The organism is Marinobacter sp. P4B1 (assembly GCF_001447135.1).
Lineage (GTDB): Bacteria > Pseudomonadota > Gammaproteobacteria > Pseudomonadales > Oleiphilaceae > Marinobacter > Marinobacter vinifirmus.
The window spans coordinates 14100-40877 of record NZ_LLXM01000011.1; the positions used below are offsets into that span (position 1 = coordinate 14100).

At 55.7% G+C, this 26778-nt stretch carries 21 protein-coding genes and 1 pseudogene; 19 read left to right on the forward strand and 3 right to left on the reverse strand.

From position 1 onward, the window contains the following. Positions 1–2: 2 nt before the first annotated feature. From AQ621_RS07895 to AQ621_RS07940, 10 genes are all read left to right on the forward strand, one after another. Complete coding sequence (locus tag AQ621_RS07895) at positions 3–1019, forward strand: glycosyltransferase (protein ID WP_158499525.1); 1017 nt, start codon at positions 3–5, stop codon at positions 1017–1019. Then, on the forward strand, positions 1016–2023 hold the full coding sequence (gene glpQ / locus AQ621_RS07900; RefSeq protein WP_058341009.1) for a glycerophosphodiester phosphodiesterase: 1008 nt from the start codon (positions 1016–1018) through the stop codon (positions 2021–2023). The genes AQ621_RS07895 and glpQ overlap by 4 nt, the downstream gene beginning before the upstream one ends. 45 nt (positions 2024–2068) lie before the next feature. Then, entirely contained in the window at positions 2069–2998 is a 930-nt protein-coding gene (locus AQ621_RS07905) for an NAD-dependent epimerase/dehydratase family protein (RefSeq protein WP_058341010.1), read from the forward strand. Between the two features lie 30 nt (positions 2999–3028). Continuing rightward, positions 3029–4489 (forward strand): MBL fold metallo-hydrolase RNA specificity domain-containing protein, encoded by a 1461-nt coding sequence (locus AQ621_RS07910; protein ID WP_058341011.1) that lies wholly within the window; start codon positions 3029–3031, stop codon positions 4487–4489. Positions 4490–4540: 51 nt separating this feature from the next. Further along, positions 4541–5182: a type IV toxin-antitoxin system AbiEi family antitoxin domain-containing protein gene (locus AQ621_RS07915; protein WP_058341012.1), complete on the forward strand. Its 642-nt coding sequence runs from the start codon at positions 4541–4543 to the stop codon at positions 5180–5182. Between the two features lie 76 nt (positions 5183–5258). After that, complete coding sequence (tviB, locus tag AQ621_RS07920) at positions 5259–6521, forward strand: Vi polysaccharide biosynthesis UDP-N-acetylglucosamine C-6 dehydrogenase TviB (protein WP_058341013.1); 1263 nt, start codon at positions 5259–5261, stop codon at positions 6519–6521. Between the two features lie 330 nt (positions 6522–6851). Next, the gene (locus AQ621_RS07925) at positions 6852–7220 is read left to right on the forward strand and encodes a histone-like nucleoid-structuring protein, MvaT/MvaU family (RefSeq protein WP_022987636.1); all 369 of its coding nucleotides are present in this window, start codon (positions 6852–6854) and stop codon (positions 7218–7220) included. A 198-nt stretch (positions 7221–7418) separates the two neighbouring features. Continuing rightward, positions 7419–8297 carry a DUF6160 family protein gene (locus AQ621_RS07930; RefSeq protein ID WP_058341014.1) on the forward strand — a complete coding sequence of 293 codons (879 nt, stop codon included), beginning with the start codon at positions 7419–7421 and terminating at the stop codon, positions 8295–8297. 52 nt (positions 8298–8349) lie between these two features. Further along, positions 8350–9798: an exodeoxyribonuclease I gene (sbcB, locus tag AQ621_RS07935; protein ID WP_058341015.1), complete on the forward strand. Its 1449-nt coding sequence runs from the start codon at positions 8350–8352 to the stop codon at positions 9796–9798. Between the two features lie 185 nt (positions 9799–9983). Next, the gene (locus AQ621_RS07940) at positions 9984–11195 is read left to right on the forward strand and encodes an argininosuccinate synthase (RefSeq protein ID WP_058341016.1); all 1212 of its coding nucleotides are present in this window, start codon (positions 9984–9986) and stop codon (positions 11193–11195) included. A gap of 227 nt (positions 11196–11422) precedes the next feature. Here AQ621_RS07940 and AQ621_RS07945 read toward each other — a convergent pair whose 3' ends face one another. Further along, positions 11423–12394, reverse strand: coding sequence for a response regulator (locus AQ621_RS07945; protein WP_058341017.1), 972 nt, complete (start codon positions 12392–12394; stop codon positions 11423–11425). Positions 12395–12531: 137 nt separating this feature from the next. On the opposite strand from AQ621_RS07945, the gene AQ621_RS07950 reads away from it, so the two are divergent. Further along, positions 12532–13014 (forward strand): YajQ family cyclic di-GMP-binding protein, encoded by a 483-nt coding sequence (locus tag AQ621_RS07950; protein ID WP_022989470.1) that lies wholly within the window; start codon positions 12532–12534, stop codon positions 13012–13014. 78 nt (positions 13015–13092) lie between these two features. After that, positions 13093–14400 carry an AmpG family muropeptide MFS transporter gene (locus AQ621_RS07955; RefSeq protein ID WP_201785324.1) on the forward strand — a complete coding sequence of 436 codons (1308 nt, stop codon included), beginning with the start codon at positions 13093–13095 and terminating at the stop codon, positions 14398–14400. A gap of 119 nt (positions 14401–14519) precedes the next feature. On the opposite strand, the gene AQ621_RS07960 is transcribed toward AQ621_RS07955, so the two are convergent. Continuing rightward, positions 14520–15974 carry a protein adenylyltransferase SelO gene (locus tag AQ621_RS07960; RefSeq protein WP_058341019.1) on the reverse strand — a complete coding sequence of 485 codons (1455 nt, stop codon included), beginning with the start codon at positions 15972–15974 and terminating at the stop codon, positions 14520–14522. A gap of 115 nt (positions 15975–16089) precedes the next feature. Here AQ621_RS07960 and AQ621_RS07965 point away from each other — a divergent pair, with 115 nt between their 5' ends. From AQ621_RS07965 to AQ621_RS07995, 7 genes and pseudogenes are all read left to right on the forward strand, one after another. Beyond that, positions 16090–16893: an HAD-IIB family hydrolase gene (locus tag AQ621_RS07965; protein ID WP_058341020.1), complete on the forward strand. Its 804-nt coding sequence runs from the start codon at positions 16090–16092 to the stop codon at positions 16891–16893. Between the two features lie 12 nt (positions 16894–16905). Further along, on the forward strand, positions 16906–18129 hold the full coding sequence (locus AQ621_RS07970; RefSeq protein ID WP_058341021.1) for a glycosyltransferase family protein: 1224 nt from the start codon (positions 16906–16908) through the stop codon (positions 18127–18129). Beyond that, positions 18126–19871 carry an alpha-amylase family glycosyl hydrolase gene (locus AQ621_RS07975; RefSeq protein WP_058341022.1) on the forward strand — a complete coding sequence of 582 codons (1746 nt, stop codon included), beginning with the start codon at positions 18126–18128 and terminating at the stop codon, positions 19869–19871. Before AQ621_RS07970 ends, AQ621_RS07975 begins: the two co-directional genes overlap by 4 nt. 171 nt (positions 19872–20042) lie before the next feature. Continuing rightward, positions 20043–20231, forward strand: a pseudogene (locus tag AQ621_RS17995) (DUF4172 domain-containing protein); the annotation flags it as partial. Between the two features lie 112 nt (positions 20232–20343). After that, the gene (locus tag AQ621_RS07985) at positions 20344–22449 is read left to right on the forward strand and encodes a type VI secretion system Vgr family protein (RefSeq protein ID WP_058341024.1); all 2106 of its coding nucleotides are present in this window, start codon (positions 20344–20346) and stop codon (positions 22447–22449) included. Further along, positions 22418–23287 (forward strand): DUF4123 domain-containing protein, encoded by an 870-nt coding sequence (locus tag AQ621_RS07990; RefSeq protein WP_158499526.1) that lies wholly within the window; start codon positions 22418–22420, stop codon positions 23285–23287. The genes AQ621_RS07985 and AQ621_RS07990 overlap by 32 nt, the downstream gene beginning before the upstream one ends. Continuing rightward, complete coding sequence (locus AQ621_RS07995) at positions 23271–25787, forward strand: LysM peptidoglycan-binding domain-containing protein (RefSeq protein WP_058341026.1); 2517 nt, start codon at positions 23271–23273, stop codon at positions 25785–25787. Before AQ621_RS07990 ends, AQ621_RS07995 begins: the two co-directional genes overlap by 17 nt. Here the strand turns inward: AQ621_RS07995 and AQ621_RS08000 are convergent. Next, positions 25775–26707, reverse strand: a complete 933-nt coding sequence (locus AQ621_RS08000; protein ID WP_058341027.1) for a formylglycine-generating enzyme family protein — start codon at positions 26705–26707, stop codon at positions 25775–25777. The genes AQ621_RS07995 and AQ621_RS08000 overlap by 13 nt on opposite strands. Between the last annotated feature and the right edge of the window lie 71 nt (positions 26708–26778).

A 26778-nucleotide genomic window follows, 5' to 3' on the forward strand; every position in this document is an offset into this window, starting at 1 on the left:
TTGTGCGATCTAAACTACTTTTATCCCTCATCATTCCTGTTCGACAGGGGGAGAAATATATTTCGGGCTTGTTCGATCAGCTTAAAGGTCTGCCAATCGATCAGTTTGAAGTGGTTTTTGTCGATGATAGCTCAATTGATGGGACTCAATCTAAGGTTGGAGAGATTTTCGGTGGCTCATCTATAAATTTTAAGCTACTCAATAGTACGGGATCAGGGCCTGGTGCTGCTCGTAATTCTGGTTTGGAGGTGGTTCAGGGTGAGTATATTGCGTTTCTTGATGCAGATGACTTAGTTGACGCTAATCTTTTATTGAGGTTGTGTTCGCGGATGGAGCATGAATGTTCTGATCTGGCAATTTTCAATCACTGCAGGTTGTACCCGGATGGCTCAAAACGTATTAACCAGCGATCCGATTTATTACAGTGCTCTTCTTCAATATCAAATGAGGCTGGCAAGTTGAAGTTGTTGGACAACTTTAATGTAGCTTGGAATAAAGTGTACCGTCGCTCCCTGATTGAGAGCCTTCAGGTTCGGTTTCCTGTAGGAATTTATGAAGATATTCCTTGGTCTATTTCTTGTCTGTTTGGGGCGAGTAAGGTGATTACCGAACCGACTGTTGCATACACGTATCGGCAGCACCCGGTTTCTGCCCTGAAGGTGGTTGGCGCACCTCACCTTGTTTTGCCTTTGCAATATGAGCGCGCCATAGATTTTTGTGTTCGGCATCACTGCACGGATGAATGGAGGCGAGCTCTGGTTGGGCGTGCGGTGCAGCATGGCTTGTTGATTGCCTATAAGCGCAAGCGTATGGGTTTTTTACATCGGCGGCAGATCTTCATTGGTTTGTTAGAACTGGTCGATAGATTTGACGAGCATCATACCGTGCAGGGTACTGAGAGGCTGAGCGGTATTCAGAGAATGGCTTTTCGTATCAGGTCCGCAACTGTTCTTGAGTTACAGCACTTTGGCGGTCGAGTGGTCAGGCTTGGTCGTAGGGCCATTAAGGGTTGGAAATGAATGAGTTTAAGGTCTTTATTTCGTTTTTTTTCGTAATTTTTTTGGGTCTGTTATCCGGGTGTGGGGGATCTCACGGCTCTGAGACTTCCAAGCCAGACCTGACAGTTATTTCGCATCGCGGTGCGAGTGGTTATTTGCCCGAATCAACGTTGCCGGCTTTCGTGCTTGCTTACACGTTAGGCGCAGACTTTCTCGAAATGGATTTGGTGATGAGTCGGGACGGAGTTCCGGTTGTCTTTCATGACCTTGTGCTCAATTCGACGACGGATGTAGCCGATATTTTTCCGGGTTATCAGCGTGAAGATGGCAAGTGGTATGTTTCAGACCTGTCAGTTGCTGAACTCAGGCAGTTAAATGTTTTTGAACGATTTGATGGAAGATTTCCAGCAGGCTCGCAAGGGTATTCAATTCCGACGTTTGAGTCCGTTCTCCTGCTTGTTCAGGAATTGAATGCCCGGAGTGGCTGTAATGTGGGGGTGTATCCAGAGATAAAGGACCCTGCATACCATTTTGATATCGGGTTGCCGATGGAGGCGGCTGTTGTAAATCTCTTGGCGAAGTATGGCTATGTGTCTGAGGATTCGGGGGCTTATATCCAGTCTTTTGACAGGGATAGCTTGATTGAAATCCGCTATGCGTTGCAATCGGACATAAAACTGGTGCAGCTGATTGGAAGCGGAAAGTCATACGATGAAATGGCAACGGCTGACGGTTTAGCGGCGGTTTCTGATTATGCGCATGCGATAGGGCCTTCTAAAACTCGAGTAATTGAGTCTCAAGGAGCTTTGGTGCGCAATGCACATGCTTGGGGTTTACAGGTACACCCGTATACATTTCAGGCTGATCGCATACCGGCTGGTTTGAAAGGCTTTGAGGATGAACTTGATCTTTTTGTTTCAGAGTTGGGGGTTGACGGGGTGTTCACTGATCACCCTGACCAGGTATTAGAGTATCTGGACCGTGAAGGGTCGTCGAGTGCGCTCGCGAGTAGATGTAGTGGCTGAATCCGGTCAGGGATTAGGGTATCGCGAGGGGCCTAAGGAGCAAGTGTGAACGGTACCATTCAAGTCGTTGGGGCCACTGGCTTCATTGGCCAGCACGTTTTCGATGCGCTGGCTCAAGGCGGTAAGTCGGTTATTGGTGTATCCCGGACAAAGAGCAGGTATGCGAATCTTCCACCTGAGAGACAAGTGGCCTTTGGCCGGGAAGGCGCTTGTGTTGCTGATGGTGTTAGCGCGGTTGTCTTTTGCGCAGGGTTGGCGCATATCCAGAACCCCTCTGTTGAGGAAGTAGCCGCGTTCAGGGAAGTTAATGTTGATTTACCCGTTGGGTACGCGAAGGCTGCTATTGCAGCAGGGGCGCGTCGTTTTCTGTACATCAGCTCCATCGGCGTTCATGGAGAAGGTTCTGTTGACCCATTCTCGGAAACTTCAGGTTTCGCCCCAGCCGATGAGTATTCGCGCTCGAAAGTCCTTGCTGAAGCCCGGCTTAGAGAGGTTTTTCAGGGGGCTGATACGGATCTGGTGATCGTCCGCCCTCCGATGGTTTATGGCTTCAATGCACCTGGCAATTATGCCCGGCTGGTTTCGCTGGTTCAGAAAGGTTTGCCGTTACCGTTTGGTGGTTTGGGCAACCCGCGATCTTTTATCTCTATCCAAAATCTTGTCAGTTTTCTTGTGCGGTGCATTGATCACTCAAACGCCGGCGGGCAGACATTTGTTGTCAGCGACAATGACGACACAACAACGTGTGATTTTGTGCGGGAGATTGCTTCGGCTCAGGGGCGCTCGGTTAGACTATTGCCAGTGCCTCGCTGGTTATTTGTGGCGGGTTTGACGCTGCTTGGGCAAGGTAGGGCTGCACGAAAACTGAGTGCGCCGCTAACTGTGGATTGTTCACATGCGATGAATACTCTGGATTGGCAGCCACCTTATTCTCTGCGAGAGGGTGTACGGCTGAGTTTTGAAAGTTCCCGTTGAATCTGGGTAAGACCAACAAGGAATGTTGAGATGATTGAAAGTTTGCACCATGGTGCGGTGAATGGGGTGACGGGCTCTTGTCATGAGCTTCGGATTGGTAGGGCTGAGTCTGGTGCCATGGGGGTCTGTCCACGTAGGGACAGACCCCTTGTCGGGCCTGGGCTGGCAGTGCCGGACTCCCATCTGGGCATCCTCATAGACTGCGGCCTGTTCCAGGGCCAGGAAGAAAAGCAGCGCGCCAATGCTGGCGACCTGGCCATCGACTTTCCCATCGCCCACATTCGCGCCCTGATTGTCACCCACGTTCACATAGACCACGTAGGCCGCATTCCCCACCTGCTTGCCGCCGGCTTTGATGGCCCCATCATCTGCTCCGAGCCTTCGGCCATCATGCTGCCGGAAATCCTGGAAGACGCTTTGAAAATCGGCTTCACCCGGGACCGTTCGCTGATCAATCGGGTGCTGGATGTGATCCGCGCACGCCTTGTGCCGGTGCCTTATGGCCAGTGGCATGAGGTGTTTGATGAGGGTGAGTGTTCGCTTTCGGTGCGCCTGCAAAGGGCCGGGCATATTCTCGGTTCGGCCTATGTGGAGTGCGATGCCCGAGCAGGGGATTATGAGGAACGCGTAGTTTTCAGTGGAGACTTGGGCGCGCCGCACTCGCCGCTGCTGCCGGAGCCGGTTTCGCCTGAGCGGGCAGACCGGTTGGTGATTGAAAGCACTTACGGCGATAAAGATCACGAAGACCGGGGAACCCGGCGTTACCGGTTGAAGCAGGTGCTGGCACATGCGTTGGCGGATGGGGGGACGGTGCTGGTGCCGGCGTTCAGTATTGGGCGGACGCAGGAGTTGCTTTACGAGATAGAGGGGCTGATTGCGGAGTTTGGGGGTTTCTGGAGCCAACTGGAAATCGTAGTCGACTCCCCCCTGGCCGCCGAGTTCACCAAAATCTACCGCGACCTCAAACCCTTCTGGGATGCAGAGGCCCGCGCCCTGGTAAAAGCCGGCCGCCACCCGCTTTCCTTCGAGCAGCTCACCGTGATCAACTCCCACGAAGACCACCTGAATGCCGTAGAATACCTGGCCAAATCTCACCGCCCCTGCGTGGTGCTTGCGGGTTCCGGCATGTGCGCCGGGGGCAGGGTGGTGAACTATCTGAAAGCTATGCTGGATGATGCCCGTAACGACGTACTGTTCGTGGGCTACCAGGCCGCGGGAACCCCGGGCCGGGACATTCTTACCCACGGCCCCCGCGGTGGCTGGGTAGAGCTGGATGGCGAACGCTACACCATCCGCGCTCAGGTGCATCAGGTGGGCGGCTATTCGGCCCACGCGGGGCAGAGTGATTTGTTGCGGTTTGTCGAAGGTATTCCCCAAGCGCCCAAGGAGATTCGTGTGGTGCATGGGGATGATGATGCCAAGGCGCATTTTAAACGCCTTTGTGAGGATCGGGTTTCTGGTTCGTCAGTGCTCATTCCTGGGTCAGCGTAGATTTTGCTTAGGTAATCGACAAATACTCGATTTGGTGTGTAATATTTACGCATGGACCTTGAGCGGAAGTTACAAACATTCGGGAGCATTCCTTTCAACCATGCTTCACTCTTGTCTTTGCTTGGCGAATACCGCAGGCCGAACGACAAGATAGCGAAGCTGGTAGCGGAGGAGGTTCTGGTGCCCTTGAAAAAGGGGGTTTATGTTCTGGGCCCGGCTTTGCGCCGGGAGCCACTGAGTTTGCCGCTGATTGCGAATAATCTTTACGGTCCTTCGTGTGTGTCGCTTGACTGGGCGCTTGCCTGGCATGGCTTGATTCCTGAGGGTGTTTGGGGGGTAACGTCGGTTACGTCGCGGCGTGCTAAAAGTTACCGAACACCGGTTGGGAGCTTTTCTTATCAGCATGTTCCCGTTGAATTGCTCTATGTTGGCGCGAGGATCGAGCGTGTTGAAGGTGGTGCCGGGTGCCTGGTTGCGGGGCCAACCAAGGCGCTGTGTGACAAGCTTTTACTCACACGCAATCTCCGGTTGTTTTCAGCAGGGGCAATGGAAGCGTTTCTGGAAGAGGATTTGAGAGTAGACAGGGAGTGTTTGGAGGAAGTTGATATGGATGTTTTGAGTGTTTACCGGGGGGGCGGGCACAAGGTGGCCTTGATTGAGCTCCTGGGGCAGGTGCTGGAGAGCTGGCGATGAGCGTGATTGATCAGATGCTGGCCCGGTATCCGGTGTGTATCCGGGGTCTGACCCCCAAAGGCAGTTTGGAGGATGGATGAAGAAGATCGCGGTTGTTGGCCTTGGCTATGTGGGGCTGCCGTTGGCGGTGGCGTTTGGTGAGAAGCGTGAGGTGGTGGGCTTCGATATCAATGCTGGCCGGATTGCCGAGCTGAAGGATGGCGTGGATTTCACCCGCGAGGTTTCCCGTGAGGAGCTGGGGGCGGCGAGTAAGTTGTCGTTCTCCGATTCTCTGGAAGGCATTGCCGATTGCCAGGTTTACATCGTGACCGTCCCAACCCCGATTGATGAGTTCAAAACCCCGGACCTGACGCCGCTGGTGAAGGCCAGCGAGAGCGTGGGCAAGGTGCTGAAGGCCGGCGATATCGTGATTTATGAATCCACGGTGTACCCGGGCGCGACCGAAGAGGTGTGTGTGCCGGTGCTGGAGAAGGTTTCGGGCCTGACGTTCAACAAGGATTTTTACGCCGGCTACAGCCCGGAGCGGATCAACCCGGGCGACAAGGAGCATCGGGTGACCACCATTATGAAGGTGACATCCGGCTCCACTCCGGAGATTGCGGACGAGGTGGATGAGTTGTATGCAGGCATTATCACTGCCGGCACCCACAAGGCCAGTTCCATCAAGGTGGCGGAAGCGGCGAAGGTGATTGAGAACACCCAGCGCGATCTGAACATCGCCCTGATGAACGAGCTGTCGATGATTTTCGCGCGGCTGGGTATTGATACCCACGAAGTGCTGGCGGCTGCGGGCACCAAGTGGAACTTCCTGCCGTTCAAGCCCGGCCTGGTGGGCGGCCATTGTATTGGTGTAGACCCGTATTACCTGACCCATAAAGCCGAAGCGATTGGTTATCACCCGGATATTATCCTGGCCGGCCGTCGTGTTAACGACAATATGGGCCCCTATGCCGCCGCGCAATTAGTAAAGATTATGATCAAGCGCGGCCTGACGATTGCCAATTCCCGCGTGCTGGTAATGGGCCTGACCTTCAAGGAAAACTGCCCGGATTTGCGTAATACCCGGGTAATTGATGTGGTTGAAGAGCTGCGTGATTTCGGTTGTTCAGTCGATGTAACCGACTGCTGGGCCGATAATGCCGAAGCCGAACACGAATATGGCATCACCTTGGTAGATAACCCGGAGAAAGGTAAATACGACGCCGTATTCCTGGCCGTTCCCCACAACGAATACGCCGCCATGAGCGCCGAAGAACTGCGGAGCTACACCGGCGACAACGGTGTGCTGTGTGATCTCAAAGGCGTGTTGCCGCTGGGGCAGGCGGATTTCAGGCTTTAACGCCAGACTAAGCTCCCAACAATAGCGGGGTCAGACCCCCGGTACATTTCATCATGCCAAATGTACCGGGGGTCTGACCCCGTTTTTAAAAAGCTGGCCAAAACCATGAGGGGGTATCTTTCTCCTGAATATCGGGTTCGGGGTTTTCGGTGGTTGTTTCTTTCTGTGGCGGTGTAATGGTTAATACTTATCAGGCAAGTGCACAAGAGATCATGAAGAGTCTTTAAACAAATAACTTTGCCATATCCCTATTTGTTTATTATTATTCCGGCCGACACATGGTCTTTATGATCTTTGTTTAAAACCCCACAGATAATAGGTTTTAATTTCATGGCAAAAATTAACGATTATTACCAGAAGAAGCAGCTGATGGAAAAGCTGGCTGCAGAGCTGGAGAAGCTGGAAAAAGATCAGGCTTTGAAATCCGAGCTGGAGTTTGAAAACAAGGTTCGTGATTTGATGAAGCAGTTCGACAAGTCTCCGAAAGACGTGCTGCAGATTCTGGCTGCGATTGATCCCACCATCGCTGGCGGCAAAGTTGAAGCGCCTGCAGGCACCCGTGCCAAGCGCCCCCTGAAAACCTACAAGAACCCGCACACCGGTGAAGTGGTTAAAACCCGTGGCGGCAACCACAAGACTCTGAACGAGTGGCGTGACAAGTACGGTAAGGAAGCGGTTCAGAGCTGGCAGGAAGCCTGATTTTAGCCTGAGTGTGAACGGCATCATGGAAGGTGTAAGTTAACCTTCGGGTAATGAGTGGATGTGATGCTGTTCACTCTTTGATTTGCTTTGTCTGAGTATAGTGAGGATTGAGGTTCGCCATAAAAACATAATAAACGGGCGACATTGAGCTGGGCGTTGAAATCGGCTCACTAAAACAATTCAGAGACACGAACTATGACAAAGTTAGCGTATGGATGCGCTGCCCTTGCCACGCTCCTGCTGGGTATTTCGCCCGTTGCCCAGGCGGAGCTTGAACCTATTTCTGATAACAGAATGGGGGAGGTTACCGGGCAGGCCTTTATGAACATCGAAAATATTCCCGGCAATGGGGTGGATTACACCCGAATGACGCTGGGTATTGATGTTGAAACCCGCGTTAATATTGACGACATTCAGGTCGGCCAGATTGATGGCGGCACTGACTTCTCCGCACAACACCTCGCGCTTGGCCATATCGCCCGCAACGACGGCGAAACCTTTAATGGCGTTACCTATAACGAAGGTGAGGCTATTCCTTTTGAGGCCCGTAAGCCCTATATCGAACTTGCCGAGGATTCTGCCGGCCTGAAGGGGTTCCGTATGGGGTTTGCGGAGGCTCGTGGGTCGGTTTCTTCTCATACTGAGAGTTTTAGTGGGGCTCTTCCGGGGCTGAAAATACGGGGTGGTGACGACAATCTCTACGATGGGGCTTTATATGAAGGAGCTGGGCTGGAAGAGACCAGTCGCCGGGCGACCCATGTTGGCTTGAAGGTTTCAGAGGGGGGTAACTGTGCTGCGCCCACTCTCTGCGCGCCTCTAACCAATCTCCGCTCAGTCATCGTTGGAGAGGACACCGGCGTCGAGGGCAACAGCGCCTTCACAGACGCATTTTTCATTGGTTTCCAGCGTGACGGCATGGATTGGCAGAGCCTGGACGGTGCCAATACCATCAGTGTCGGCAAAGGCGTGTTCATCAACTTGCCGGTTAACATGACGGTTGATATGAGCAAGCTGGCTGGTGAAGGCATCGACCGCCTGCGCACCCACCAAGAAGACAGACATAACCTGTTCTGATTTTGCTAAACTCCTGTTTCATCTTTTGATTTGGTAAGCAGGAGTCTCCCCCTTGATCCGCTCTTTCTACTGGCACGACTACGAAACCTTCGGCGTAGACCCGGTGCACGACCGCCCCTCCCAGTTTGCCGGTGTGCGCACGGATGCGGATCTGAACATTATCGAAGACCCGCTCGTGATCTACTGCAAGCCAGCGGATGACTACCTGCCTTCTCCTCAAGCCTGCCTGATTACCGGTATCACCCCGCAAAAAGCGCTGCAAGACGGCTATCCGGAAGCGGAGTTCATTGCCCAGATCAATGAAGCGTTCAGTCAGCCTGGCACCTGTGCGGTGGGCTATAACAGCCTGCGCTTTGATGATGAGGTGACCCGCCACACCCTGTACCGCAACCTGCGTGATCCATACGGCCGGGAATGGCAGAACGGCAATTCCCGCTGGGACATCATCGACATGGTGCGGTTGACTTACGCTCTGCGCCCGGATGGCATCAACTGGCCGAGGAAGGAAGACGGCAGCCCCAGCTTCCGGCTGGAAGAGCTTACGGTGGCCAACGGCATTGCCCATGAGGCGGCTCACGATGCCATGTCTGATGTGCTGGCGACCATTGCCGTGGCCAAGCTGATCAAGGAAAAACAGCCCAAGCTGTTCGACTTTGTGCTGAAGCATAAAGACAAGCATTCCGCCCGCCAGATGCTGGATACCGCAACGCTGAAGCCGGTGTTTCACATTTCTGCCAAGTACCCGGCCACTCGCGGTTGCTGCGCGCTGGTGGCTCCGCTGGCGGAACATCCCACCAACAAAAACCAGGTGATTGTCTACGACTTGCGGGAAGACCCGGCCGAGCTGATCAACGCCAGCCCGGAGCAGATCCGTGAGCGGGTGTTTACGTCCCAGGCAGAACTGGGGGAGGGCGTCAGCCGGTTCCCGCTCAAGGGGGTGCAGGTTAATAAATGCCCGGTACTGGCGCCGGCCAATATGCTGTCTACCTTATCCAAGGAACGGCTGGCGGAGCTGGCGCTGGACGGCGATGTCCTGCGCGCCAATCTGGCCAAACTCCGCAACGCCCCGGGCCTTTCCGCCCGCATTGCCCAGGCCTTCGACCACCAGTTCGACGGCAGCGACCTGACCGACCCGGACGAGCAACTCTACGCTGGCGGCTTCATCAGCAACACCGATCGGGAGAAGCTGAACTGGCTGATCTCCGAACCGGTGGAAACGCTGGGTGAACAAGAGGTCCGCTTCGAAGACGAACGCCTGCCGGAAATGCTGTTCCGCTACCGGGCCCGCAACTACCCGGATACTCTCGATGGCGAGGAAATGGAACGCTGGGAGCAGTTCCGAAGCCAGCGGCTGATGAGCCCCAAAAAGGGCTGGCGCTCGCTGGAGGCTTATGGGTTGGAGTTGCAGAAGCTGGCTGCAGATCCGGAGCTTTCGGATCGGAATCGGCAGATTCTGGAAGATTTGCACCTTTATGGCGAGTCTATTATTCCGTATATGTGAGGCGGTCCGCTTCCATGTTGTATTCAGGTGATCGGCGAGAAAGAAGGGTGGGGTCGGGCCACGTAGGGCCCGACCCCTTTGCATCCGTCTGGTGAGCAGTCCATACAATAGCCATTCCCCCGGCCATCCCGTACAATATGGCGCTTCTATTCAATACATCCATTCTGTTCAGTCTGGAGCAAAGCATGTCTGATATTAAAAAGGTGGTGCTGGCCTATTCCGGTGGCCTGGATACTTCCGTTATTGTTCGGTGGCTGCAAGACACCTACGGTTGCGAGGTGGTGACCTTCACCGCCGACATCGGCCAGGGCGAGGAAGTTGAGCCGGCGCGTGCCAAGGCGGAAGCGCTGGGCGTTAAGGAAATCTACATCGAGGACCTGCGCGAAGAGTTTGTGCGCGATTACGTGTTCCCGATGTTCCGCGCCAACACCATCTACGAAGGCGAGTACCTGCTGGGCACATCCATTGCCCGCCCGCTGATTGCCAAGCGTCTGATCGATATTGCCAATGAAACCGGCGCCGATGCCATTTCCCACGGCGCGACCGGTAAGGGTAACGACCAGGTGCGTTTCGAGCTGGGCGCCTATGCGCTGAAGCCGGGTGTGAAGGTGATTGCTCCCTGGCGTGAGTGGGATCTGAACTCCCGCGAGAAGCTGCTGAAGTACTGCGAAGAGCGCAACATTCCGGTGGAAATGAAGAAGGGCAAGAGCCCGTACTCCATGGATGCCAACCTGCTGCACATTTCCTACGAAGGCATGAACCTGGAAGATCCTTGGGCGGAAGCCGAGGAAGACATGTGGCGCTGGAGTGTGTCTCCGGAAGCCGCTCCAGAGAAGCCGACCTACGTTGAGCTGACCTACAAGAAGGGCGACATTGTGGCCGTTGATGGCCAGGAAATGAAGCCGCACGTGGTTCTGGAAACCCTGAACAAGCTGGCTGGTGCCAACGGTATTGGCCGCCTGGACATTGTTGAGAACCGCTACGTGGGCATGAAGTCCCGCGGCTGCTATGAAACACCGGGCGGCACCATCATGCTGCGTGCCCACCGCGCCATCGAGTCCATCACCCTGGACCGTGAAGTAGCCCACCTGAAAGACAGCCTGATGCCCCGCTATGCCGAGGTGATCTACAACGGCTACTGGTGGTCCCCTGAGCGTGAAGCCTTGCAGGCGCTGATCGACCAGACCCAGGAATACGTGAATGGTACTGTTCGCCTGAAGCTGTACAAGGGTAACGTAGACGTTGTTGGCCGGAAGTCTGAAGACTCCCTGTTCGACGAGAAGATCGCCACCTTTGAGGAAGATCAGGGTGCGTACGATCAGAAGGATGCGGAAGGCTTTATCAAGCTGAATGCACTGCGGTTGCGGATTGCTGCTGGTAAGGGGCGTAAGCTCTAAGTAATAAAAAAGCCAGCTCATATGAGCTGGCTTGAAAATACTTCGGAAAGAACGAAAGTGCCTGAAAAATTCGTTAATCCTGTGGGAGAGTACCCATACGGCGGCGGAGGTACTGCACGGCTCCTCCGCCATGGGTGGATACTGCTTCATTCCACGCTGTCAGATTAAGGCCTTCCGTTCTCTCTGTCTGTTTGTGATCTGTGTCGCAGTGTTACGGTGTGTAGTTCTTATACGCCTTCCCGAATTTCCGGTGTGATTTCCACAAAGCGACGGGTTTCGTAGGCGTCTATAAGGCCTTGTATCGAGGCTTTTTCCATATCCTGTACAGACGGCGTGCCTTCTTCAGCGCTGGCGCGGCACAGGGCCATGCCGGCTTCTACGGAAATGTAACCGGCGGTGGTTTTCAGGGCTTTGTGGTTGATGCCGTCGAAGATGCGCCGGAAGGCGGTGGGTGTGCAGTGGTCGCTATTCGGGAAGTAAGACACAATCACGAACTGGTTGTCGCCAATGCGGCACAGGGCGTCGATGGGGCGGATCAGGCTGTTCAGGCGGCGGGCGATGCCGATGGCCAGTTCGCTCATGACGCTGGGCGGGTGCTTGCGCTTCAGGTCTTGCCAGTTACGGATGCCGCACATGACGTAGGCACTGGCGCCGCCACGGGATTCGGCATGGCGCAGGATTTTCTGCAGGCGCTGGCGGGCGTACTTGGCGTTGCACAGGCCGGTTTCGAGGTCGATGATGTTGCTGGATTCCAGCTCCCGGTTATTCTCCACCAGTAAGGCGTTGGCCCGCAGCAGGGTGTTCTGGCGGTCTGCCATGCGGTCTGCAGCGAAGATGCGGGGGATCAGCTGCTTGGTCATGTCGGACTTGTAGATGAAGTCATCCACGCCCCGGTCGAAGGCTACCAACAGGGCTTCCACGCTTTCCCTGGCTGTCAGCAGGATCACGTAGGTGTAGTGGTTGGTTTGTTCGTCCAGCTGGCGCACCTGGTCTGTGAGTTCCAGGCCGTCCATCTCGGGCATCAGCCAGTCGGCAATCAGCACGCTCACCGGGCGTTCTTCCATCAGTTTCAGGGCCGCCGGGGCGTTGTTGGCGATGCGTATGTCGCGGTAACCGGCATTTCGCAAGGTGCGGCCAACCACCATACTGCTGAATTTGGCGTCGTCTACTACGAGGATGGGAAGGTCCAGGTTTGGCATTGTTTATCTACTTCTTACCAGTCCATTGTCGGGTGCGGTTCGCCTTGGCTCTTGGTATGCTTTGGCGGTTCCGGCGCAGCCGCTGTTAATCATGTCGCCACAGTATACCTCTGTGTTGCCTTTGGAGAATGACGACCATGCCTTCTTTTGACATTGTTTCCGAAATTGAAATGCACGAAGTAACCAACGCGGTGGACCAGGCCAAGCGTGATCTGGGCAACCGTTGGGACTTCAAGAATGTAGATGCGAATATTGAGCTGGAAGACAAGCGGATTACCGTGAGCGCCGAGCAGGAATTCCAGCTGGAGCAGCTGATTGATCTGCTGCGGATGGCCTTCGCCAAGCGCAATATCGATGCCCGGGCCCTGGCGGAAGACGGCGAGAGCAAGGCCGGCAAGCTGGTGAAGCAGCACTTTGCCCTGAAGCAGGGTATCGAAACCGATATGGCCAAGAAGATCGTGAAGATGATCAAAGACCAGAAGATGAAGGTGCAGGCCAGTATTCAGGGTGACAAGGTGCGGGTAACCGGCAAGAAGCGGGACGACCTGCAGGAAGCCATTGCCATGCTGCGCGAAGCGGAACTGGATATCCCGCTGCAATTCAATAACTTCCGCGACTGATCCGGAGATTTCACTATCGTACCCGGCACCCGCCTTGCCCTTCTGAAAGACGCCCTGTACACCTACACCCGCTGGCAGGTGATTGCCATGCTGTTTCTGGGGTTTTCCGCGGGGCTGCCGTTTTTGCTGGTGTTTTCCACCCTGAATGCGCGGCTGGCGGATGTAGGGGTGGAAACCGCAACCATCGGCTTTTTCAGCTGGCTGGGTATTACCTATTCCATCAAGGTATTCTGGGCCCCGGTGGTGGACCGGCTGAAGCTGCCGGTGCTGAACCGGCTGTTCGGCAAGCGCCGGAGCTGGATTTTGCTGGCCCAGGCGGGCATTGCCACCGGCCTGTACCTGATGGCGGCGGTGGACCCCCTTTCTGCCCCGGAAACCCTCGCCCTGTGCGGGTTGCTGGTGGCGTTCTCCTCGGCCACGCAGGATGTGGCCATTGATGCCTACCGTATTGAAATCGCGGAAGAGCGGCTGCAGGCGGCGCTGGCGGCGACCTATATTTTCGGGTATCGGCTGGCCTTGCTGGTGGCCGGTGCCGGGGCTTTATACCTGGCGGAGTTCTGGTCCTGGCAGGTGTCTTACCAGGTGATGGCAGCGCTGGTGGGTGTGGGTGTGCTGACGGTGCTGGTGGCCCGGGAGCCTGAGGTGAACCACTTTGCTGCGGCCGAAGACATTGCGGACAAGGTTCGGGAAGAGGCCGCGCGCCGTGGGCACCTTCCGCCCCGGTTGGCGAAGCTGGCGGGCTGGTTCTACGCCGCCGTGGCCGGGCCCTTTGTGGACTTCTTCCGCCGCTATAAAGAACTGGCTATTGTGATTCTGGTGCTGGTGGCGGTGTACCGCATTTCCGATATCGCCATGGGTGTGATGGCCAATCCTTTCTACCTGGATTTTATGGGGTTCAGCAAAACCCAGGTGGCCGATGTGACCAAGGTGTTCGGCTTCTTTATGACCATTCTCGGCTCGATGGTTGGCGGGGTGCTGGTGGTGCGCTACGGCGTGCGCCGGATTCTGCTGGCCGGGGCGATTATGACCGCGGCCACCAACCTGCTGTTTGTGGTGCTGGCCCAGTACCCGCCGGATATCAAGCTGCTGGCGCTGGTGGTGAGTGCCGATAACCTGAGTGGAGGGATTGCTAATGTGGCGCTGATTGCCTGGCTTTCCAGTATGACCAGTGCTTCGTTTACCGCGACCCAGTATGCGCTGTTCAGTTCGTTGATGACCTTGCCCGGGAAGTTTCTTGGCGGGTTTTCAGGGATTGTGGTGGCGGATTTCGGGTATGCGCAGTTCTTCCTGGTGGCCGGGGTGATGGGGGTGCCGGCTATTTTGTTGGTGCTTTATATTATGCGGCATGGTCGGAGATTGGATGCGTTGGCGCCGGTTAAAAGCTGACTTGGGAGTGGGCTTAGGCAACGGGGTCAGACCCTCTCGCGGCCCTAAGGCCCAAAGACGCGAGCGGGTCTGACCCCTACGCGATCGGGTCTGACCCCTGCGCGAGTGGCTCTGACACCTTACGACGAGCAGCTGATGTTCAGGTGTTTGCCCCAGTCTGGGGGGAGGGCGGCGTAGTGTTCGTGTTCGGGTTGTTCGTCGAAGGGGTTTTCCAGCACTTTGATTAGTTCTTTCATGGGGGCGTAGTTGCCGTTCTGGGCTTCCATGATGACTTGCTGGGCCAGGTAGTTGCGCAGGATGTATTTGGGGTTTACCTGGCGCATGGCGTATTCCCGTTCGTCGTGGGCGCGGGTTTCTTTTTGCAGGCGGGCTTCGTAGCGCTCCAGCCATTCGTCTGCCACGCTTCTGTCTGCAAAAAGGTCACGCACCGGGGCGTTGCCATGGCGGTGCAGGTTTGAGATGCCGCGGAAGAAGAGGGTGTAGTCTACCCGGTGTTCGTGCAGCATGCTGAAGGTGTCCATGATCAGGGCCATGTCTGCGTCGTCGGTTTCTTCCAGCCCGATCTTGGCCTGCATGTTGTGCTTGAAGCGCTGGTTGTAGGCGGTTTCATAGCTGCCGAGGCATTCGTGCACGGTGTTTTCTTCCATGATTGGCAGCAGGGCGTTGGCCAGGTAGTGGCAGTTGGTGAAGCCGATCTGGGGTTGGCGGTTGTAGGCGTAGCGGCCTTCGTGGTCGGAATGGTTGCAGACGAAGCCGGCGTCGAAGTCGTCCAGGAAGGCGTAGGGGCCGTAGTCGAAGGTGTCGCCGATGATGGACATGTTGTCGCTGTTCATCACTCCGTGGCAGAAGCCGACCGCCTGCCAGTCTGCAATCAGCCGGGCGGTGCGTTCCACTACCTCGGTAAACCAGCGGGCGTGGCGTTGTGGCTCCGGCAGCTCGATCAGGTGAGGGAAGTGCAGCGAAATCACATGCTCAAGCAGGGTTTTCACGGCCTCCGGGCCGTCATGGTAAGCGGCGAATTCAAAGTGGCCGAAGCGGATGTGGCTTTTGGCGACGCGCATAAGCGCGGCGGCGGTTTCGATGGATTCACGCCGAACCGGGTCTTTCGCGCTGATCATAAACAGCGCCCGGGTGGTTGGAATGCCCAGCCCGTGCATGGCTTCCGAACACAGGTATTCACGGATGGTGGAGCGCAACACCGCGCGGCCATCACCAAACCGCGAATAGGGCGTAGTGCCCGCGCCTTTCAGGTGCCAATCCCACCGGGTGCCATCCGGCGCCACGGTTTCCCACAGCAATAACCCCCGGCCATCCCCAAGCTCCGGGTTGTACATGCCGAACTGATGGCCGGTGTATTTCATCGCCACCGGGTCCATCCCTCCCAGTAATTCCGCCCCGGCGCCTACTTGTGCCCAGTCGTTCTCATCCTGAACATGAAACCCCAGCTGCGCCGCAAGCTTGTGGTTAAAGCACACCATCTTTGGCTGCGAAAGCGGCGTGGGCTTCACCCGGCTGTAGAAGCTGTCCGGCAGGTCCAGGTAGCGGTGTTCAACTTTGAAGGTTTCGTTGGTCATGGATTGGCCTGGTTTTTGAATCGGTCTCTGAAACGGGGTCAGACCCCCAGTACATTTGGTGCCATGAAATGTATCGGGGGTCTGACCCCCTCAGAGTGCAGAGTGGAGGTGGCGAATGCAACCACGGCTGGTGGTTTTTACCGATCTGGATGGCACTTTGCTGGACCACCACAGCTATAGCTGGCGGGCGGCATTGCCGGCGATGGAGCGGCTGGCGGCTAACGGGATTCCGCTGGTGCTGAATTCCAGCAAGACAGCGGCGGAGATGCGGGAGTTGCAGCGGGCGATGGGCCTGAGGGCGCCGTTTATTGCCGAGAACGGGGCCGCTGTGGTGATTCCGGCGGGATGTCTGAACAACCCGAACGATGAAGTGGTGCATTTTGGTGTTCCCCATAACGAGCTGATGCGCACGATTTTGGTGCAGCGGGAGAAGGGTGCACGATTCCGGGGCTTTTCTGATCTGTCGGCGCGGGAGCTGGCGCAGCTGACGGGGCTGAAAGAAGGCGAGGCAGCCCGGTCAAAACAGCGCCTGGCTACCGAGCCTTTGCTGTGGGATGGAACCGACGCCGAACTGGCGCAATTCCGCGCCGCGCTTGGGCTTGCGGGGTTGCGACTGGTGCAGGGCGGGCGCTTCTGGCATGTCATGGGAACCTTCGATAAGGCAGAGGGGGCCCGGTTTTTGCTGAGTCGTTATCAGGAGTGTTTCGGCAATGAGCCGGTGATCACCATCGCCCTGGGCGACAGCCCGAACGACCAGCGCATGCTGGAGGAGGCAGATATCCCGGTGGTGATAAGCGGGGCGAACAGTGAACAGCTGCAGTTTTCGCCCACCCGACATGCCATGCGCTCCCTGAGACCCGGCCCCGAGGGCTGGAACGCCTGCGTACTCAACCTGCTTCTGGAGTACGGTTACCAGTAAAGGAGAGCCGCCATGGGCGACTTTTACCAGAACGGCATTGTTACCACCCTGCATAACCTTGTGCGCCGCCCGGTGGAAGACATCGAGGCCGACCTGATGCGCTTTCGCAAAGCCCGGCCGATGTCGCTGGTGCTGCCATCCCTGTATTCGGAACTCGAAGGCCCGGCGTTGCAGAATATTGTGCAGGAGCTCACCCGGGTGCCGTACCTGGACGAGGTGGTCATCGGTCTGGATCGCGCCAATGAGGACCAGTACCGGCACGCGCTGGAGTACTTTTCGGACCTGCCGCAACCGTTCAAGGTGTTGTGGAACGACGGCCCGAGGCTGCGGGCGCTGGACCTGAAACTGCGGGAGCAAAATCTGGCGCCGACAGAAATGGGCAAGGGCCGGAATGTGTGGTACTGCTTCGGCTATGTGCTGGCGTCCGGCGTGAGCGAATCCGTCGCGCTGCACGATTGCGACATTCTGACCTATTCCCGGGACCTGCTCGCGCGGCTGATCTACCCGGTCGCCAATCCGGGCTTTAACTACATGTTCTGCAAGGGCTATTACGCCCGGGTGGCGGACAGCAAGATGAATGGCCGGGTCAGCCGGCTGCTGGTGACGCCGCTGATCCGCGCCCTGAAGAAAGTCTGCGGGCCTAACGATTTCCTGGATTACCTGGACAGCTACCGCTACCCGCTGGCGGGTGAGTTCTCTTTCCGCACCGATGTGATCAATGACCTGCGCATCCCCAGCGACTGGGGCCTGGAAATCGGCGTGTTGTCGGAAATGAAGCGCAACTACGCCACCAACCGGCTGTGCCAGGTGGATGTGGCGGATGTGTATGACCACAAGCATCAGGAATTGTCGCCGGAAGACGCCAGCCGGGGCCTGTCGAAGATGAGCATGGACATCGCCAAGGCGCTGTTCCGCAAGCTGGCGACCAACGGTGAGATTTTCTCCAACGAGAAATTCCGCACCCTCAAAGCGAGCTATTTCCGCATCGCCCTGGATTTTGTCGAGACCTACCAGAACGACGCCATGATCAATGGACTGAGTTTTGACCGCCACAAAGAAGAAAAGGCGGTGGAACTGTTCGCCCAGAACGTGATGCGCGCCGGGGCGTACTTTCTGGATAACCCCATGGATACGCCGTTTATCCCCAGCTGGAACCGGGTGACCAGTGCCATTCCGGATATTCGCGAGCAGCTGCTGGAGGCGGTGGAGCTGGACAACGAGGAGTTTCGGCCATGAGCCAGTCACTGGAAAGCCGGCTGGTGGCGATGCTGGAGGTGGTTTATCCGGCACTGGATTGCGAGTTTCTGTCGGATCAGTTGCTGGATGCCATGGGTCTGGCCCCGGAAGCCGAGCCGCCGCTGGCGCACCAGAACAACTGGAGCGAGGCGGACGTGGTGCTGATCACCTACGCCGACACGGTACCGCGCCCGGATGAAAAACCGCTGGTGACCCTGAAGCGGTTTCTGGACGACTGCCTGCGGGAGTCGGTGACGGCCGTGCACATTCTGCCGTTCTTCCCCTATAGCTCAGACGATGGCTTTGCGGTGATGGATTACCTGGCGGTGAACGAATCCCACGGCAGCTGGGAAGATATCGAAGCCATCGCCCGGGATTACAAACTGATGGCGGACCTGGTGATCAACCACATGTCGGCCCGCAGCCGCTGGTTCGAGAACTTTCGCAAGCGGGTGGGGCCGGGCAAGGATTACTTTGTTGAAGCCAATCCCAAAGACGACCTGAGCCAGGTGGTGCGGCCCCGCACCTCGCCCTTGCTGAATCCGGTGCAGACCGAGGACGGCGAGCGCTATGTGTGGTGTACCTTCAGCGAAGACCAGGTGGACCTGAATTTCGCCAACCCGGAGGTGCTGATCGAATTCGCCGGTATCATTCGTTATTACCTGGAGCGGGGCGTGAAGATTTTCCGGCTGGATGCGGTGGCCTTTCTCTGGAAAGAGCCGGGCACGCCCTGTATTCATCTGCAGCAGACCCACGAGCTGATTAAGATTCTGCGGCTGCTGATTGAGCATCACACGCCGGATGCCGTGGTGATCACCGAAACCAACGTGCCCAATCGGGAGAACCTGACCTACTTCGGCAACGCCAACGAAGCCCATGCCATCTATAACTTTTCATTGCCGCCCCTGCTGATCAACACCCTGGTGACCGGCAATTGCCGCCATTTGAAAACCTGGCTGATGGGCATGCCGCCGGCGCAGATGGGCACCACCTACCTGAACTTTATCGCCTCCCATGACGGCATAGGGATGCGCCCCACCGACGGGCTGTTGGACGAGGACGAGAAGCAGCGGCTGATCAATACCCTGGAATCTTTTGGGGGCAAGGTGTCTTACCGGCGCACGGCTGATGGCCGGGATCAGCCCTATGAGCTGAACATTGCCCTGTGGGATGCCCTGAAAGGTACTGCCGAGGGTGGCGCAGACCACTGGCAGCTGCAGCGCTTTCTGTGTGCCCACACCATCATGCTGGCGCTGGAAGGTATTCCGGCTTTCTATATTCACAGCCTGCTGGCCACCGGCAACGACCTCGACCGTGTGGAACATACCGGCCGGCTGCGTTCTATCAACCGTAGCCAGTGGAAGCTGGACAGCCTGGAAGCAACGCTGGCCGATCCTCTCAGCCATCACAGCAAGGTGTACCGGGAACTCAAACGCCTGATTGCCATCCGCCGGGCCCAGCCCGCCTTCCACCCCAACGCCACCCAGTTCACCCTGCACTTGGGCCTGCAACTGTTCGGCTTCTGGCGCCAGAGCCTGCGCCGGGAACAATCCATCTTCTGCATCCACAACATCAGCGCCGAAGTGCAACAAGTGGCCCTCAGCGACATCAACCTGATCAGCACAGACCAATGGACAGACCTGCTCTCCGGCCAGCCCATCGAAGACCTCAGCGGCACGATTACCCTGAAACCTTACCAATGCCTCTGGTTGGGGGTCAGACCCCCGATACATTTGGCATGACGAAATGTACTGCGGGTCTGACCCGCCGGGGCTGAGGTAGCCGCTGAGCCGAATATGGGTTGTAATCGGCTCAGGTTCTGATCCGAATAGGCAGGTTTTTTCGGCTCATGTATATCTGACAAGAACAAGACTGGCCGCGTTTCACGTGGGATGAGGGTGCTCTGCGCTCCTCGGTTGCTTGATTCTGCCGGCGAGGAATTTGGGGAAGGCATCAACGCCCGGAAGTACCAGTCTCTGGCTAAGGTCAGCAAGGCGACGGCTACGCGGGATTTGACGGACTTAGTGGAGAAAGGTTGTATTTTTCAGTTAGCCGGGGGCGGACGCAGTACCCGCTATGCCTTGTTGCTGCACAGTGACTGATTGACCAAGCCGGTTTGTGACCGGGTTGTTTGTAATGCCGTGCCGGGTGGTTATAATCGGCGCTGCTCAGGATGAGTTTGTTATAACCATTTAAACTTCAGGGACCGAAGTCATGCCCCAGGCAAGCGGATTGCAGTTCACCGCCCGTGTAGGCGAATTCCCCTCTGAACACTTTTCGGTAGTTGGCTTTGCGCTGACCGAACAGCTGTCTTCCTTGTTTCATGGTCGCTTGCAGCTGGTCAGTACCGACCCGGATGTAGCCGCCGCCGATGTATTGGAACAACCGGTAGACCTGGTGGTTTGGCAGGATGGTCAACCTCTGCGCCGTTTCACCGGTGTGGTGAATGAGTTCGTGCGTGGCAACACTGGCCACCGCCGCACCCGCTATGAAGTGGTCATCCAGCCGCCGTTATGGCGTCTGGGCCTGATGCACAACAGCCGTATCTTTCAGGCCCAGGCCACGGATGCCATTGTGCGAACCTTGCTGGAAGAGCGGGGCATTGTGGATTCGGTGTTTGATCTTAAGCGCCCGCCGGCCGAACGGGAATACTGCGTTCAGCACCGGGAAAGCGACCTGCAGTTCCTGGAAAGGCTGGCCGCCGAAGAAGGCTGGCACTATCGGTACCAGCACGGCGCCGTGGATGGCGACGAGCAACCAGCGTTAATCATTGCCGACCACCACGGCGATGCCCCGAAACTGGAACCTGTGACCTGCAACACCAAAGCCGGCGGTAGCACCCAACAAGCCTGCGTATTCAGCTTTGCCTATGAAGAGCGGGTGCGTGTGTCCTCCGTGGCGATGAAGGACTATACCTTCAAGAACCCGGCCTATGCCCTGATGCACGAACACAGCGCTGGCGGTGTGAATCACAGAGAAGATTATCAACACTACGACTACCCCGGCCGCTACAAAGCCGACGCCAGCGGCCAGCCGTTCACCCAGGCCAGACTGGACGCCCTGAGAAACGATGCCTCCCTTGCCAAGGGCAAAAGCAACCGACCGGACTTCGCTCCCGGTGCAAAGGTAGAACTGCAGGAACACGACAGCCAAAACCTGAACCGGGAATGGCTACTCACCGCCATCACCCACACCGGCAAACAGCCCCAGGCCCTGGAAGAAGAAGGTGGCAGCGAACCCACCAGTTACCACAACGACTTCACCGCCATCCCGGCCGACAAAACGTGGCGGCCAGTGTGCAACCACAAGCCCGTGATGGACGGCCCCCAGATGGCCATCGTCACCGGCCCGGAAGGGGAAGAAATCCACTGCGACCAGTACGGTCGCGTCAAAGTCCGGTTTCCATGGGACCGCTACTCAAAAAATGATGAACACAGCAGCGCCTGGTTACGCGTGGCCCAGGGTTGGGCCGGTGGCCAATACGGCTTTATGGCCCTGCCACGAATCGGCCACGAAGTGATTGTCAGCTTCCTGGACGGCGACCCGGACCAGCCCATCATCACCGGAAGAACCTACCACGCGACCAACACGCCGCCGTACGCACTGCCGGAACACAAAACAAGAACCACCCTGAAAACCAAAACCCACAAGGGTGAAGGCAGCAACGAACTGCGCTTTGAAGACGAAGCTGATCAGGAGCAAATCTACGTCCATGCCCAGAAAGACCTGGACCTGCTGACCGAACACAACCGCACCGAAGTCATCAAGAACGACAGCCACCTGACGGTGGAAAACAACCGCTTCAGCCACACCAAAGGCAATAGCCACCACACCACCGAAGGCGAACGACGGGAAAGCATCGGCGCCGACTACAGCCTCACCGTTAACGGAAGCCACCACAGCAAGCAGGGCAAGAACCAGCTGGTGGAAGCCGGTACGGAGATTCACCACAAGGCCGGTATGAAAATAGTGATTGAAGCCGGAGCCGAGGTAACGCTGAAAGCGGGTGGCAGCTTTGTGAAGGTGGATCCGAGTGGGGTGACGGTGTCTGGGCCTTTGGTGCGGATGAACTCCGGGGGTGGGGCTGGGAGTGGGAGTGGAGTTGGGACGCAGACTCCGGCCAAGCCAGCGTTAGTTGCTGAACATGACTCGCCGGAAGTTGAGCATGCCGAGCTGGCATTGGCCTCTCAGCGCTTGAGTGCGTCTGGAGCAAAACTTCGCGCCCCATTGCTTAAACAAGCCGCTCGTGAAGGAGCGTTGTCAGTAACCAACTGCGAGTTTGATGAGCATGGACGCTGCAAACTACATCAGCACACTTGAGCTGATAGCCCCAAGAACAACTGCACCGGAAAACTACGATTTTGCCATCCTGGACTTGGCTAGCGAAGAGACGCTCCTTGAACAGCTCTACTCTGGCACGGTGAGTGAACGTATCGAATGGTGGAGTCTGTTTGAGGGAACAAGCTGGCAGCCTGACTGGGCAAGTGGTCCCATTCTTATTGACTTGAGAGATGCACCTGGTTTTCGCACACAGCTGCGATTGCAGCTGGAATCATCTTCTATGGGTATCTTGATTACCTCAGGCTATTCCGCGGAAGAACTTCGTCAGCACCTGACACGTTGGGTCTTTGAGTCTCTGCCGGCGAAGCAGCAATTACTAAGGTTCTATGAGCCGCGTATGTTTGCTCCGCTGTTGTGTGTTTTGAGCAAACAAAGCCGCCAGAACTTTCTCGCTGTGGGGCACCAATGGTACTGGCATGACGGCCATGTCTGGCGTGAAAGCCCGGGGTGTAATCAACCCGCTGATGCACTGTGTGATTCCGGCCAGGTAGTGGTGTCCGCCACAGAGCTCAAGAATTCGGAGCGGTATTGGCTGGCGGGTGAAGCAATCGGGTATGCCACTTATTACGATGAGGCGTTAGGCCACACGAAGCGACCCGCAGTATGGGTGTTTAACTGCTTCGAAGAAGCCCAGAAAGCTGGTTTTTTGAGTGCTGACTCTCTTGAGCGCTGGCTGAGGTTGGCGCTCCGCTTGGGTGCAGATTTTCATCATTCTGAACCGTATCAGGAAGTGTTATCCCGAGACGATCTCTCGCCAAGAGACCGCCTGATTGCTATGGAAAGCATGTCGGAGAAAACTCATGCAAACAACTCATAAAGTTCAGGCCGGGGATACACTCTCGGCCATCGCCAACCACTATCAGACAACTGTCAGAAGACTTCAGTCCGTCAACCCGAAAGTCACGAGCAAAGACCATATCCAGGTTGGTTGGGAGTTGATAATTCCGGCAAATGAAATGGGCCAGAGTTCTCAAAAAACTGATGTTCTAAGAGCTCCCCGTTCAACTGGTAGTGAAGCGAAAGGGCAGGCCTCGTGTACTGAGTGCACAGATGATTACACTGAAATCATACATGTTACCGGAGCCGGTGATGACCAATGGTGCGTTGCACTGCCGCAGAATGCGGCTGATTTTCTGCTGAAGGAAATTGATGAAGTTGACGCACTGATGGCTGAATTCAAAAGTGCTCAGGACGCTGTGCATGATCCTGAATCTGGTGAAATAAGCCCTAAACGCCGCTGGATGGACAAAGCTGCAGAGATGGGGGTAATTGAGCCTGAGCCTGAGCCTGAGGCGAGTGAAGATGAAAACGTTACCAAGGCGTCAACAATTCAGTCACAGATCGCCGCTATTGATGAACAAATTCAATGGTATAACGACTATGATCCGGACTATTACCTGACCTTTGCCCGACCGGATGCAGGGAAACGAGAAAGTATTGAGAGTGCCGCAAAGGAAAAGCGACTAGCGATGCTGCGGGAAGAGCGCAATAAACTCGTGACGAAGCTGGAAAAAGGAAGTGCCTCCACCGGTGTAAAAGGAACAGGCATCTCATCAAATGAATTTCTGACTTCCCGCAGCAACAGTAAAGAGCGGGGCTTTGTTTCCCAGCGAAGAACCAAACGGAAAATCGGAATCGTCGAAGTGATGGTTTTCAGTCGACCTGGTCGCTGGCATTACATTCGCCGTGAAGCTTACCGGCGGTTGGTAACCGAATACGGGTCTATTCGCTATGTGCGTAAAACAAAGTCAATATCCAACATGCTGCGAGATCGAACCGGCACCGCAAAGGCACTGTTTGGCCAGATCCGCGATGGCATAGCAGCAGACGCTGCAAAAAGCCCATTGGGTAATATTGAGGTGAAGTTTGCTGAGGCCAGTGATGATTTCTATTTGTTGGGGGAGGAACACTCGAAACTGACCTGGAAGCCGGTTGGCGAACACGATTGTCCGATTGAGAATAACTTCCAGGTAAGCGCAGAGGCCCACTTGATGCGTTTCGCCATGCAAGCCAGTGCCGGCGTTAATGCTTTTAACCTCAGTGAAGGGGAAATCGATATCGGGACCAAGGCCAGCGCGTCACTGGCATTGATTGAAGCCGAGGCAAAGCTGGCGGAGGTGTTTGTCCCGAATGAAGCCGGGTGGGATTGTCGGTTTACGTATCGTAATCGTAGCGGCGAGTTAGCTGATCTGGCGTTTGGTGCTTTCCGTTTTTCCGGTGACATTACCCTGAATTGTTTTGCTGGTGGTCGAGCCAGTGGTGAAGCCAATGTGAGGTTATCTTCCGGAGCGGCCTCGTTTCTGTTGTCGGAAAACAAAAAGGTCGAAGCAAGTCCGAATGCAGGATTGGCCGTCACGGGTGACGCTTTTGCCGGTGCTGAAGCTGGAGGTGCGATAGCAGGCAAGTTCAGCTGGGTTCATCCCGAGGAGCAATATCGAAAGAACGCAGATTGGCAAGACTTGTTCAATATCTCTATCGGCGGGACGCTCGCAGTCGGAGCCGGCGCGGGGTTTGATTTTGAGCTTCGTTTCTTGGCGGATAAGATCTATTTTGTCTGTAAAGGTCGATTAGTCTTTGGGCCAGGCGCCAGTGGTTCTTTTGGCTGTGAAATCGGCGCCGATAAGGTGTGGAACCTCGCTAAGACTATTTTTGAAGTGTTATCGGAAGTGGACTATCAATACCTGTCCAATATACAAGCGGAGCTGTTCCATCAATGGGCGCGATCGCTTTACCTTTCCTTCTCTGAAAGTGCCACAGATTTGATTGAGCTGTTGAGTAGCCCGGCTTATGTGTTTAATCGCATTTGGGCGGCGAGATCGGAGAGAAAAGTTGCTGCAGAATCGCTGGCCAACAACATCATAGACGGGGCAAAAGGTAAGGAAAAACTTGAGGACCTAGCGTTTAATGGATTGCCTTATCATCAATTACCCCCTGAAACTCTGGGTATGATGATGTCGACTCTGTGTGAGACGTTTATTGATAGCTGGGAAGAAAAACAGGAAACAGCCCTTCTTATTCTGGTCTCGCAGATCCGGACATGGCGAAAATTTTTCGAAACGCTTGAGCACATGTCTGAGGGTGGTGAAAAAGTCGACCCCATGGATAGTTTGAGAAAATTGACTGCCATTCTGGATGATGGAAGCACCGATAGTCAGTTGTCGCAATTTCAAAACTGGATTCTTTCAGATTTGGCTATAAAACCGACCAGGCAATCATTGAAACTGGCTTGGTCTCCAATACCTATCAACCAGAAAATCAATAGACTGGTAGCTCGTTTAGATATGCTTAATCAAACTCATACAAGTCATCTTGTGTGAGTTTGACCGCAACGGAAACCCAAAGATTCGTAATAGTGCTCTTCTACAGGATTTACATGGTCCCTCAGTATGGTGGTCTTATTGGGACTGGCAGTTCTGTAACCTCCTGAGCGAATAACTTTTGTCTCTCCGGTTGAGGGACCGGTCGGGTTCATTTCCGGACTTTCTTGATAGTAAGTCTCGGAGTACCAGTCTAGCGTCCACTCCGCACTGTTGGACGTCAGGTTGTGGATGCCTAGAGGGTTGGGGGGAAAGCTGTCGACCGGGCGCATTTTAGCTGGACCATCGTCGGGCGGAGTATTTACCCCTGGTGTGTACTCACCATTATTCGTGGCATAGAGCACGTTCTTTCCACGGTTTCTGGCCGCGAACTCCCATTGCGCTTCCGAGGGTAGATTGAACGGTCTGTTCGCCAGTTCACCCAGCCAGACACAATAGTCCTTGGCTTCTTGCCAAGTTTTTGTCCATGCCGGGAGATCCAGCTGAAACAAGTGCTGTCGATCCTCTCTCGCCCTTAACTCTGGTGCGTAAGGCGTTCTGCCCATAATTTCGCGATACAAGTCAAAGTCACTAAGCGTAGTTTCGAACTTGGACAGATAGTAGTCGTCTAAGGTTACCTTGTGGGCATAATCGTTGTCTGGCGAGAAATCGGCGTTGCAGAGTTCCGTGGATCCAGGCTCACAGGGCACCCCAAACTCCCCCATCATGAAGCTTCCACCTTCCACAAAAACCATATTGTCTACAGCCCGTACAACCAGTTCTGTAATTGCGGTTTGTTGAGAGGAAGAAAGGTTTGGGTGGCGTTCTTCAACGCGGTCGTGAATGGCTTCAATCTGAGCATTGTTGAGCCTCTCACTGGTAACCGAAGTACAACCAGCGAACAAAGCAACGATAACGGACGGTGAGAGCAGATTGCGCATTTGTGCTCCTTGCAGCGGTTTACAATCCATGTTGGCAGCGATAATACCAGCTATCGCCTGCCAGAAAAAAA